Origin of the sequence: Acinetobacter baylyi DSM 14961 = CIP 107474 (genome assembly GCF_000368685.1) — a bacterium.
Classification (GTDB): domain Bacteria; phylum Pseudomonadota; class Gammaproteobacteria; order Pseudomonadales; family Moraxellaceae; genus Acinetobacter; species Acinetobacter baylyi.
This window is the reverse complement of the sequence record NZ_KB849628.1, coordinates 166368-178937: the sequence shown is the minus strand read 5'-3', so window position 1 is coordinate 178937 and position 12570 is coordinate 166368. Positions and strand designations below refer to the sequence as shown.

Below are 12570 nucleotides of genomic sequence, written 5' to 3'. Positions count from 1 at the left end.
AGTCGTTTCTTCAATTTGCCTAATTTTAAATATTGTTTGCCTATTTCGAGCTTTCATTATCAAAACATATCTGTTTTAGAGTCTACTCATTACTTGGCTGTATTTTCTTTTAGATCTTTTTGAGGAGTAATCCCGAATAGACGTACATATTCCCTTGTAAATTGAGACTGACTTTCATAACCGACTGATTCAGCCACTCTTCTTATTTCAATAGATTGCATAAGCATCAACTTTCGAGCCTCCTGCAATCTTAATTGCTTCTGATATTGTAACGGCGTCATTCTCGTAATTTCGCGAAAATGGTTTCTAAACGTTGCCGATGTCATGTTTGCTTGTTCAGCTATCTCATCAACACGAACATCATTTAGAAAATTATTTCTTAACCATGAAATGACCTTAAAAATATTTTTCTCACTCACGCTTATTTTTATTAAGTTTCTTAGGTAGTCACCATGTTTACCTAATAATAGTCGGACAATAATCTCATGTTGTATAAGTGGTGCTATTTGAGAAATCAATGAGGGATCTTCAACTAAATCCACTAAACGATCCAAGGCTTCGATAAGTCCTAAATCCATTTGCTCAATTGAAAAAGATGGGATATTTGAAGTAACGTTAATATTCTCCATGCTGCCAGCTATTTCTGTAATCATTCCGATATCTAATTTAAGCATCATTCCAAGAAAAGGCTCTGAGTATGAGACTTGAGTTAATCGACTTACTGCTGGCAAATCAATGGTCGTGAGCATCGTTTGTCCACACCCATAACTAAAAATCTCATTACCAATCAGAACTTGCTTTTCTCCTTGCAAAATGACGCCAAGACCTAAATCATAAATACAATGTATTGACTGTTTGTTGACACGTCTATGTAAAGAAAAACCTGAGATTTCTGTTTGAAAATCTTCATTTTTAACAAGACCATCAACTTTACGTGCTAAGGATTTGGTCTTTTCTATAACTGGGTTCAGATCATTCATTAAAGTCATGCTATTTCAAACCCTATTATCTCAATTGCTTCTTTAAGACTATAAATCTCTCTAATAACTAGTCAATGCAAAAATGTTTATGACTAGCGCCCATCTTTATTTTTAGGGGGGATTACCCTATATCATGTGCCTGTGCCTTTATCGCAGATCCTTATCTTTACCATAACTTATATGATTCAAGTTTGATTACCCAATTTCCAGTATTGCAATAAATGTATTGCGCGTTTAGGAGGAATGACGGTGGATTAATATGAACTAGAAATGTCAAAAAAACATCAGACCATGCTAGACACAGATATTCTTTTTTAAAGTATGAATCTTTTAGTTCATGAACTTAGCTTTTAATTTTTTTAGTGTTATTGCTATAAGTGGTTTAATTTAAAGAATATAAATAGATAGATTCTTATGAATCAAACTTTAGGTAAACATAAGACAATTAAGATATAGCCACCTAATTATTAGAATTTGACTAATTTATATTTGAAAAAAGTTACCTAGAAAATAAGCTGTAATTTTCTATGTTAATCACATTTAAATTCCAACTCTCTCATTTTCTAACTAGCTCAGGTTATAATGATAGTCTCCAAAAATATGGTTGATCTATCATGAACACCTCCAATGACCCTTTACACGGCAAAAAACTTGCTGAAATTTTGGATGAATTATTGGATTACTACGGTGGATTTGAAGGCTTAAGTCGTAAAATTGAAATTAGGTGTTTTTGCATAGATCCAAGTGTTAAATCATCATTACGATTCTTACGTACCACACCATGGGCACGTGAAAAAGTAGAAAACTTATATTTGTATGTCTTACGCCAAAAAGCCAAACAGGCATCGTAGTTATCAAAATCCTAGCTTCAGTAGTTTAATTAGTGGTGGACTGGTACCACTCTCTTTCCATATATAAAAAATTAGTTTTAAAAATTTTTAGCAATACAAGATAAATAAGAATGAGAATACTTATTAATTGTCGGTGTATTTAATAGACTATATTGACAGACATATCTGTACAAACTAATTTAGAGTAAATACTCTAAATTGAAAAAAAAGAATGTCTATAAAAAAAATTGGTAGCTTTGAATGGATGCAATCAACAGATGGTCATCTCAACACTAAAGAAAAAATTAAACTCCTAAATGAAATTCTTTTACCTAGCGTGCTGGGTGTTATGAAGTCTCAACTTCATATTGGAAGTTCAAAAAGCAATATAAATTTAAAAGATATAAAAGTTCCTGATACTAAAATTATTGTAGAAGCGATAAATGAGCTGAATGAAAAAGCCCCAGGTACTCTTATTAATCACTCATGGAGAACTTATTTTTGGGGTGCTGCGATAGGCCTTCAGGATCAAAGAAAATACGACCCTGAAGTTTTATTGGTAGCTTCTTTGTATCATGACATCGGTCTGACAGATACTCATAAAGAATCAAAAGGCTGTAAATGTTTTACATATGAGAGTTCAATGCAATTTGAAAAGAAAGCAAAGCACTTAAATTATGATGAAAACAAAATCAAAACTGTCAAAGATGCTATATGCATGCATATGAATGGTCATATTGCTGAAGACAATGAATCTGAAGTAATTCTTCTTCAACAAGGTGCATCCTGTGATGTAGTCGGGGATAAATTATTTACCTTATCAAAGGATTATAGATCGGAAGTTCTAGAGAAATATCCACGTCTGAGATTTAACTCAGAATTCAAAAAATTATTAGCAGAAGAACGAAAAGCTGTTAAAAGCTCGCGAACGAGATTCTTGTCACAGTTAGGTCTTCCAGTGATGATTTCCATGAATCCATTTGGAGAATGAAGTCATGAATGAAACTTTTATTTTATAGCTGAACTAAAGCTATTGGGCAAAAACTTAGTGGCCTTGGCTTCATTGGCTTATCTAAAGCTATCCGAGAACGATATATACTCCTTACGTTGCTCTAAAGTTTGATACATAACTACCATTCGAAAAAAATGCCGATGGGAGTATCGGCACAAGAGGAACAGTCTCTATTATTGATTAACCACTTTGGCGACATCACGCCCTAGTGCTTTATTTACTGCTGGAATAATTGTACTCCCCCAAAGTTCGATCTGACGCAACATGGTTTTTTCATCAAAATCACCCAGTTGAGTTTGGATGGCAATCTGGTCAGGCTGTAAAATTTCGATTTCTTGCAGGAGCTTGTCAATCACATAGTTCACGCTACCAATTGGAAGATTTTTTCGCATTTGTTCAAAAGACAAATCTTGTTCGGTTGGCATTTCCTTGATTAAGTAACCATCCTCACTCTGTTCTTTACGCTTTTGCAAAGCCTCAGATAAACGTCTCTGAAAACGTGCATTATCCAAGTAACTGTTAATTTCAGCATCATTGTCACTGGCATAACAACAACGTAAAAAAGCAATTTTGGAATCTGTCACAGACTTACCAACACTCTCGGATGCAGCCGTGAGATTGTCTCGAACACGGCGAATCGTATCGTTACCATCATGAAATGCCGTCACAAAAATATTGTGGCCTTCTTTGTAGGCACGGGCCATACTGCGCTCGGAACCCGCAGCGACCCAAATCGGTGGTGTTGGCTGCTGAACTGTTCGAACTGAAATCGCTGTTGGCTGAATCTTGATATGCTCACCATCGTATTCAAAAGTCTTCTGTTTCATCCCCTTCATCAGCACGTCTAAGTATTCTGAAAACACCGCAGGTGCATCACTCACATTTGTGCCAAAACGTTCAAATTCAAACTGTTGATAACCAGAGCCAACACCTAACTCCAAACGCCCATTGGTCACAGTATCGGTAAAGCCAATTTCTGAAAGTAGGCGTTGCGGTTGATACAGCGGTAAGACACACACCGCGGTTCCCAAACGAATATGTTCGGTTAAACCGGCACACGCACTGACCATCATGAGTGGGGATGGTACCAAGCTGTAATTATTAAAATGATGCTCGGCAAACCATGCAGCATCAAAGCCTGCTTTTTCGGCCGCAACCGTTTGTGCAATCGAATGGCGAATAACTTGTGCCGAACTTTGATGATAGCCACGTTGGGCAGCTAAAATAAATGTACCAAATTCCATGTCAATGATCCTTTTTTGCAGTTGAATTGTAAAACGAATCTACAACTCTTGTTGTTTTTTAAGGCTGAATAATCCTTGGAGACACAGACTAGAGGTGTCTATTTTGAAACTCAGCCTTGAGTTTAATTTGCGTTGATCTTGAAGTTTAAGTCTAGGCAGATTGGAAATAATATTCTATATATTTCATTTATTTAGACTTGAAATTCAGATATATGAATTTGTCGTTATTGACCAGTAAATTGCGCAGTAGTGCCATCAAAAAAAGCTTGTACTCCGCGTTTATAATCCTCACTCCATCCTACCTTTTGTTGTAGGGTGGCTTCTAGATCGAGCTGCTGCTGTAACGTATTGATTGCTGTACTTCGATGCGCCTGTTTAATCGCTGCAAAGGATAACGTTGGGCGTTGGCTCAATTGTTTGACCAGTGCCTCCGCTTCACTGTGTAGCTTTTCACTGGGCAAAGTCGCCCAGATCATGCCCCATTCTTGCGCCTGAACAGCGCTAATTGGCTCAGCCAAAATGGTTAATGCTTTCGTTCGTGCAGAGCCAATCAAGCGAGGTAAATGCCAACTGATTCCAGCATCAGGTGCCAAACCAATTTTGGAAAAAGATTGAATAAATCGAGCATCATCTGCTGCTAATACAATATCGCATGCCAGTGCAAGTCCTACGCCTGCTCCGGCAGCGACACCATTGACAGCACACACCACGGGTTTATTTGCTTGGTCAATTGCAGTGATAATCGGATTATAAAATTGAATTAAAGACTCACCCAAGTCGACGGCCTGCTCAAGATCACGTCGCTCATTTAGATCCTGTCCAGTGCAGAATCCACGCCCATTTCCAGTGATTAAAATTGCTCGACAGGCGTGGTCTTGCGTTGCAGCCAAAACTGCATCTTTGAGGGCCTGTAACATCGGGCGTGTCAAGGCATTGAGCTTTTCAGGACGATTAAGTGTGATTACGGTATAGCCATGCTCTTGACGAACAACAACCAAAGACTGTTCGGGCACCTGATTCAGCTCTGGCAGATTGCTTGCTGATTGCCATTGGATATGTGCCTTGATGGCTTGCGTATCAGGATGAATCCAGCCATATTTTTCGGCACCTTCAATCATTTTATGAAATTGCGAGCGCCATGCATCCGACTTAGCAAACTGTAATACTTGTGAAGGTGGTATCCAAACATGATCGTTATTGTCATAATCCAAATCAGCAATAGCGGGTCGCTCGCCAAGTTCAAATCCTTCGAGCACCAGTTTAAATGCCTTAAAATTTTCAGGTTCGTCTAGACGCATACCTGCGTGTTTTGAATACACCAATTCCATGATGTCGTGCTCCTTAATTATAAATAGCGCTTGGCGATGATGCATCACCTGCATTTCCGAAGGCAGTCCAGCCACCATCGACATAGACGGCTGCACCATTGATATATGAGGCTTGAGGCGAAGCAAGAAAATAGGCAGCTTCAGCGATATCTTCAGGCTGGCCAAGTCGTCCGAGTGGAATACGACGTCGAATATTTTCAACGTTAATCCGACCCGATTGTTCTAGCTGAACAACACCCGGTGTTTGAATGTAGCCTGGGCACAATGTCAGCACCCGAATACCTTGAGGGGCGAGTTCAGCAGTTAAACAACGGCTCAACATTTCTATAGCAGCTTTAGATGCACCATAAGCATGACGTGGTGAAAATGCTAAATGCGAGTTAATTGAACCCATGTTAATAACTACACCCGCTTTGTGCTGCATGGCATTTAAACATTCACGGATACAGCAAAAAGCACCGTTCAGGTTAATATCGAAAAGCTTTTCAATGGCTTCAACCGACTGTTGCTCCAGAGGCAAAAATTGCTCGGCTATTCCCGCGTTGTTAACCAACACATCGATCTCTGAATACAACTTTTGAATAGAATGAAATACCTGCTTGACTTGCTGCTCATCACTAATGTCTACACAAAAGCTCAAGTGTTCACCCGCGAGTGTTTCACGCAGCTTCTCTAATGGCTCCTGATTTAGATCGAGTAAAATCAAGCGATCGCCCTGTGCAGCAAATTTTTCTGCAATTGCTCGTCCTATTCCTTGTGCTGCACCCGTTATAACCACAACACGTGAGCGACCTAAAGGAGAATCTACGTTGAGTTCAGATTGAGGAATATCTTGCTGTGCGGGATGAGCATTACCCGCCTGATTAAAACAGGCCCAGCCACCATCAACAGGAACGATACTCCCCGTGATATAACGCGCTTGTTCAGATCCTAAAAACGTGACCACATGCGCAATTTCTTCTGGTCGAGCCAGACGTCCCATCGGAATACGCTGACGCACTAAGTGCAGATCCACTTTGCCTGAGGTTTCAAGCTCGGCCACCATGTTTGTACGTACATAGCCCGGTGCGATCGCATTGACTCGAATCTGCTTATGAGCCAACTCGCATGCCAGTGATCGGGTCAGGCTAATCATTGCTGCTTTAGAAGCAGAATATGCATTACGTTTTGGGTTAGACACCACACCTGCCAATGATGCAATATTGACAATTGCTGCACCGTGTATTGGCATCCATGGCAGTGCCTGTCGGATCAATTGCAAAGGTCCCATCCAGTTGACGGACATCGCCTGTTTGAATTCATCTAAAGATGTATCGATGGTTGCTGACATGGTTGGACCAATGGCTGCATTATTCACAATCAGATCGATGTGTCCGTAATGCGCTGCAATTTCCTTTACAACACGCTGGATCTGCTGATCATCGGCCAAATCACAAACATACGCTCGGTGTTCGGTACCCAGTTGGCTCATATTTCTTTCAAGATCAATTCCTTCTCGATCTAGACCAGCAATCAGATAATGAGCACTGGCCAACGATTGACAAATTACTCGTCCAATACCGCCGTTTGCCCCAGTCACGATCGCAACTTTTCTTTGAGTGTTCATATTGATCACCATCGTGTCTGATCAAATGATACGTTCAAGCTTACGAAACAGGCCATCTCGGTACAGTAGAATATTTTGATCCAGATATTCTGCAGCCAGCACTCGACCAATATAGAGATGATGTGTTCCCGACTGAATACATTCCTCAACCACGCAATCAAATGCTGCAACAGCACCTTTTAAAATTGGAGAACCAGTTACCAACGTATGCCACTCGCCTTCAGTATAGCGTTGCTCTGGTGTTGTACCCGGTGTAGAAAATAAGCGTGCTATTCCATGTTGTTCATCGGTAAGCATATTGATCGCAAAACTTCCGCTTCGGGCAATAATTTGCTCTGCGCTGGCATTGCGGTTTACGCATACCAACATACTGGGTGGTTCCATCGAGACTGAACAAATGGCTGTGGCCGTTAAACCATGGCGTAAGTCACCTTGATGTGTAGTCACCACGCCAACCGGCGAGGCAATATGGCGCATAGATTGTTTAAATCTAGCGATATCAATACTTTGGTAGGTATCGATCAAGTCTGTAGTATGACTTAGACGGGACTGCAATTGTGCTTCAACAGACATGGTGTAATCCTCATAGTTCCCTGGACTAAATTGTTCGCTTTTTATTACATTGGCTTGTTTATAAGGCATGTGCAACGCATTTCGTGAGTTGCACATGAGTTTCACATTTATGAATTATGGCTGAGCTGATCGCGGCACAATCAGCGCATCTAGGGCGATTACGCCTTGGTCTTGATCGAGTACCAGCACTGGGTTTAAATCAATACTGTCAAATTGATCGGCATGTACGGCAGCGAATTCTGATAATGTCGAGAGTAGTTTGGCCAAGGCATCAATATCGGCAGGTTGTTCACCGCGTACGCCTTGCAGTAATGCATATCCCTTAATTTCGGCAATCATGGCCTTGGCCTGATCGATTCCAAAGGGTGCAATGCGGAATGTCACATCTTTAAGCACCTCTACAAAAATTCCGCCCAATCCAAACATCACCACTGGCCCGAAGCTTTGATCATTGAACACGCCAACAATCGTTTCTCTGCCCCCCTTTAACATTGGGGTTAAGATCACACCATCGAGTTGGGCTGACGGTGCCAGCTGCTGTACATGACGCAGCATATTGGCCTTAGCATCAGATACCTCTTGTGCCGATTTGAGATTTAATCGAATGCCACCCACCTCGGTTTTATGGGGCAAATCGGCTGATGCAATTTTCATGACCAATGGATAGCCGAGTTCGTTGGCGGCGAGTGTTGGATCATCATCAGGTGCAATCAAAATTTCAGGCAAACATGGAATTCCAGCCTGCTTTAATATTTGCTTGGCTGCAAACTCATTCATCTCACGCTGCGGAATTTCAATACGCTCTGGTAACTTAAAGTCAGAAGATGATCGCGTTGCTGTTCGTGCTTGTTGTAATTTCACCAGCGCACCGAGTGCATTAATGAGCGCTGCGCCATCCTCATATACCAAAAAGCCTTTTTCTTCATATTGCCGAACAATTTCTGGTGGCGCGGTCATGGTCAGGCATTTCAAGCAAGATGGTGCATCCTTCGTAGCCTCTTCAAACGTTTGTCTTAGCGCTGTGGCAAAAGTTGGGCTGGTAGGGCCACTCCCTAAAATTCCGGCAAAAAACTGATAATCACCTTTTTTCAACATCGTTTGAATAAAACTGGTCATCATAGGCAGATCGGTCAGCGCTTGAGCTGTGGCATCTACCGGATTGACAGGGGAAGCATAAGGCAGAAGCTGCTTAAGCTCATCTTGCGCAGCTTCTGGCATTGGCGCTACATCAAGTCCAGCGGCTTCTGCGTCATCGGCCATTTGAATACCGAAGCCTCCAGAAAAGGTGAAAACCCCTAGCCGATTGTGCTCTATATGACCTGCACGGGTTACTGCATACGCAATATCAATCTGCTCGGTGGTGGTTTTGGCCCGAATCACACCATATTGACGCAATACTGCATCAAATACGGCATTCGAGCCAGCCAGTGCAGCCGTGTGTGAGCTGGCAGCTTTGGCACCGACTTCTGATCGCCCGACTTTCATGAAAATAATTGCGACATTATTTCGCTGCGCCTTTTCAAGCGCCTGAATAAATCGATCACGATGTCGGATACCCTCTGCATAAGCCAGTACCACTTTCACTTCAGGTTGATCAACTACCCAATTTAATGCATCCGACAAATCGATATCGCATTCATTTCCAGTGGTCACCCAATAGCCAATACCAAGTCCGCGTTGACGGCACAAATGTGCAATGTGAGAGCCGTAAGCGCCACTTTGTGACACAATCGAGACAGCACCTGGCTCAATAAAGTCACCATCCAAAACCGTCGAAAAAGTCCCGTAAAACTTTTTATAGGCATTAAACACACCCAAACAATTTGGCCCCAAAAGACGCAGATTACTTTCTTTGGCTGCATTTAACATCTCTTGTTGCATCTGATGTCCATCTTCCCCCGCTTCTGCAAAACCTGCTGAAAAGACAATCGCAGTTTGTATGCCCTTTTGGGCACACTCGCGAACCGCTTGAACAGTGGCAGATGCAGGCACAGCCAGTAATGCCACGTCGGCAGCTTTTGGCAAACTGGCCAGATCGGCATAAGCAAGCATCCCTTGCACCCGATCTCGGTTTGGATTGACCGGAAAAATCTCGCCCTCAAAGCCACTTTCCTTTAGATAACGCAGTGGGCGGCCGCCAATGCGTGCAGGATTATCCGATGCACCAATCAAGGCCACCGACGCTGGATTTAATAATGCATCAAGTAAGGACTGACTCATGATAATTTCCTATGTTGCTGAAACGATTGATTGTTGATAACGAGGTTCAGCAATGCCTTGCACCCCAAGCCCTTCAATTGCAAATAAGTAACCACCATCTGGATGGCGCGAAATGATGCGACCAGTTCCCGAATTTTTAATCGATGTGACATACAACGTTCCGAGTGCCTCTCCGCCAAATGCCAAGCAAGATGGCATATCTACGGGCGATTTTATTAAGCGATCCAGCACACCATTTGGCGCAAACCGGGCAATTTTTCCGGCCTGTACCAGCGCAACCCATAAATAACCTTCTGCATCCACTGTGGCGCCATCTGGTGCTGAACCTAAAATGGCGGTTTCAGCAAAAATGCGTGCTGAAGTTAAAGGCTGGTTACCATCGCCATATTCGTAGGCACGAATTTTTTGATCGAGACTGTCTGCAAAATAAAAAATTTTGCCGTCTGGACTAAACGCGATACTGTTCGAAATACGAATTCCATTGGCCAGTTTTTCTGCTTCGCCCTGTCGATTCAATCGGTATAATTCGCCCACGGGTTGAATATGAATGCCCATCGAACCACAAACAAAATTACCGTAACGATCGATACGCCCATCGTTAAAGCGAATTTCAGGATTAGGTGGAACGGGCAACATAATTTCTGAGAATTGTCCAGTAGCGAGATCGAGCTGATAAAAGCCATCGGAAAGTCCTGCAATTAAAGTATTGTTCTGACCCAGTGCCACACAACCGATGACTGAGGGTGTTTTCCATTGATCAAAACGTTGTGTCGCTGGTGTATACCTGCGAATGCTGCAACCGACACTATCTACCCAATAGAGACAGCCATGCTGTGCATCCCAGACTGGACTTTCGCCCAACAAATCGGGATATTCACCGATGCGCGTATATGTAATTGTCATCCTGAATCACCTTGTTACGACCATCAGTTGTTTAAATTCAACATACTGTGGCGTGTTGTCCTGTTTTTTTGTTATGCCTGAAATTGATCTTTCAGTATCTTTTCAGCGTTATTTTTAAATCGACTTGAACGCATTTTTTGCGGTTAATTGACCAACAAAAAACTTAAGAAAACGCGTAGGTACTGGCACCATCCACAAACAGGACATCGCCCGAAATGAAGCTGGAGTCATCACTAGCTAAAAAAACGGCGGCTTTTGCGACATCATCTGCTGCACACAACCGGCCTAACGGAATACGTTGTCGACGGCGCTCCCATGCTTCTTCGGAAACGACCAGTTTGGCACCTTCAGTCGGTGTTGAACTGGGTGCAATCGCATTGACGCGAATATTGAACTCACCAAATTCTGCAGCCCCAGAGCGTGTTAAACCTGAAACTGCACTTTTAATGGCGCTATACATAACGCCATGACGCATGGCCAATACAGAGGACGGCGACCCAATATTGATGATGCTGCCACCCCCTTGTTTAATCATGTCGTTTAAAACCGCCTGATATCCCCAAACCACACCTTTTAGTCCGACATCAATCATGCGATCAATCATGCTTTCATTTTGATCCATGAGTGGACCATAACGGTTCCACATGGCGTTATTGACCAAAATATCTGGGGCACCAAATTGCTGTTTTAATGTGGTTACGGCATTGATCAGGTCTTCACGCTGCGCCACATTGCCAACCAAAGCGATAGCTTCACCGCCTTGCGCCTGAATGGCATTGACCGACTCAAGTGCAACCTCATGCTTAAGATCTAAAACACCGACTCGTGCGCCCTCTTTGGCCATGGCTTCACATATTGCACGTCCAATACCACGACCACCTCCGGTCACCAATGCCACTTTTCCTTTGAGTTTTTGCATGTGTTATATCCTTATTCTGCTGATCCTTGCTTAGGTTGATGCGGGAAGTTTCGCTTCGACCTGCTTGACAAATATATCGTGTCACGTGATGCTAACCAGAGACAATAAAAATATGGATATGCAAATAAATTTCACAGATGTGATATTTACAGCTAAAAAGGAGTTAAAGCGATGCAATCTTCGCAAGTCAAATCTGCTATGCGAGCACTTGAAATTATGGAATTTTTTCGCGCCGTCAAACAGCCGCGATCGATGAGTGAAATCTCGATTGCGCTGGGTTATCCACAGTCGAGTACCACTGTGCTTTTAAAAACGTTAATTTCGTTGGGATATCTGAATTTCAATCGCAAAGAGCGTTTGTATTTTCCTACACTCAAGGTCTCAGCGCTCGGCGACTGGATCGCCAACAGCTTATTTTCTTCACGGGATATTCTGGAAGTTTTGCAGGATATTCACATGGAAACGGGTGAGACTGTAGCGATTGCCACCAAAAATGATATTTATCTGCAATATATTCAGATCATAGAATCTGTTCATGCACTGCGTTTTCATGTAGATGAAAATGCTATACGACCGCTGACAATGTCATCAAATGGTTGGATGCTGATGTCGACCATGAACGACAAAGCCATCGACAATACCGTACGGCGAGCCAATACAATCACGCAAAAAGATGGTATTCGTTTTGAGGTAGACGATATGATGGCACGGATTCGCCAAGTCCGTGAACAAGGCTACGCCAGTGCCGAACACATTCCTTTTGTCGGTGGTGGTACCATTTGTGTCTTGCTTCCAATGACCATTCAGGGACAGCCTGTAACGATGGGGCTTGGTGGTGCACTTGACAGAATTAAGCAAAATTACGACCGCTATTTAGAACTATTACTCAATGGCGTGCAGCAACTCAAAAAGAGCGACAGCTTTCATCAACCAATCGAACTGGCTCACTAAAGTA

General features: G+C 42.5%; 11 protein-coding genes. 3 read left to right on the top strand and 8 right to left on the bottom strand.

The window, feature by feature from the left end:
- Nucleotides 1-89: 89 nt before the first annotated feature.
- Nucleotides 90-989 (bottom strand): AraC family transcriptional regulator, encoded by a 900-nt coding sequence (locus F952_RS10230; protein ID WP_004926978.1) that lies wholly within the window; start codon nt 987-989, stop codon nt 90-92.
- A gap of 605 nt (nt 990-1594) precedes the next feature.
- Here F952_RS10230 and F952_RS10225 point away from each other — a divergent pair.
- Nucleotides 1595-1831 (top strand): VF530 family protein, encoded by a 237-nt coding sequence (locus F952_RS10225; protein WP_004926976.1) that lies wholly within the window; start codon nt 1595-1597, stop codon nt 1829-1831.
- A 211-nt stretch (nt 1832-2042) separates the two neighbouring features.
- Nucleotides 2043-2801, top strand: coding sequence for an HD domain-containing protein (locus F952_RS10220; protein WP_004926974.1), 759 nt, complete (start codon nt 2043-2045; stop codon nt 2799-2801).
- Nucleotides 2802-2995: 194 nt separating this feature from the next.
- Here the strand turns inward: F952_RS10220 and F952_RS10215 are convergent, their stop codons facing one another.
- From F952_RS10215 to F952_RS10185, 7 genes are all read right to left on the bottom strand, one after another.
- A complete protein-coding gene (locus F952_RS10215) occupies nt 2996-4066 on the bottom strand; it encodes an LLM class flavin-dependent oxidoreductase (RefSeq protein ID WP_004926972.1) in 1071 nt (356 codons plus the stop codon).
- 224 nt (nt 4067-4290) lie between these two features.
- Entirely contained in the window at nt 4291-5394 is a 1104-nt protein-coding gene (locus tag F952_RS10210; protein ID WP_004926969.1) for an enoyl-CoA hydratase-related protein, read from the bottom strand.
- 13 nt (nt 5395-5407) lie between these two features.
- A complete protein-coding gene (locus tag F952_RS10205; RefSeq protein WP_004926967.1) occupies nt 5408-7000 on the bottom strand; it encodes a glucose 1-dehydrogenase in 1593 nt (530 codons plus the stop codon).
- A gap of 21 nt (nt 7001-7021) precedes the next feature.
- A complete protein-coding gene (locus F952_RS10200; protein ID WP_017385080.1) occupies nt 7022-7642 on the bottom strand; it encodes a flavin reductase family protein in 621 nt (206 codons plus the stop codon).
- A 45-nt stretch (nt 7643-7687) separates the two neighbouring features.
- The gene (locus F952_RS10195) at nt 7688-9793 is read right to left on the bottom strand and encodes an acetate--CoA ligase family protein (protein WP_004926963.1); all 2106 of its coding nucleotides are present in this window, start codon (nt 9791-9793) and stop codon (nt 7688-7690) included.
- A 9-nt stretch (nt 9794-9802) separates the two neighbouring features.
- Nucleotides 9803-10696 carry an SMP-30/gluconolactonase/LRE family protein gene (locus F952_RS10190; protein ID WP_004926961.1) on the bottom strand — a complete coding sequence of 298 codons (894 nt, stop codon included), beginning with the start codon at nt 10694-10696 and terminating at the stop codon, nt 9803-9805.
- Nucleotides 10697-10859: 163 nt separating this feature from the next.
- Complete coding sequence (locus F952_RS10185) at nt 10860-11615, bottom strand: SDR family NAD(P)-dependent oxidoreductase (protein WP_004926959.1); 756 nt, start codon at nt 11613-11615, stop codon at nt 10860-10862.
- 171 nt (nt 11616-11786) lie between these two features.
- Here F952_RS10185 and F952_RS10180 point away from each other — a divergent pair, with 171 nt between their 5' ends.
- A complete protein-coding gene (locus F952_RS10180; protein ID WP_004926958.1) occupies nt 11787-12566 on the top strand; it encodes an IclR family transcriptional regulator in 780 nt (259 codons plus the stop codon).
- The last annotated feature ends 4 nt before the right edge of the window (nt 12567-12570 follow it).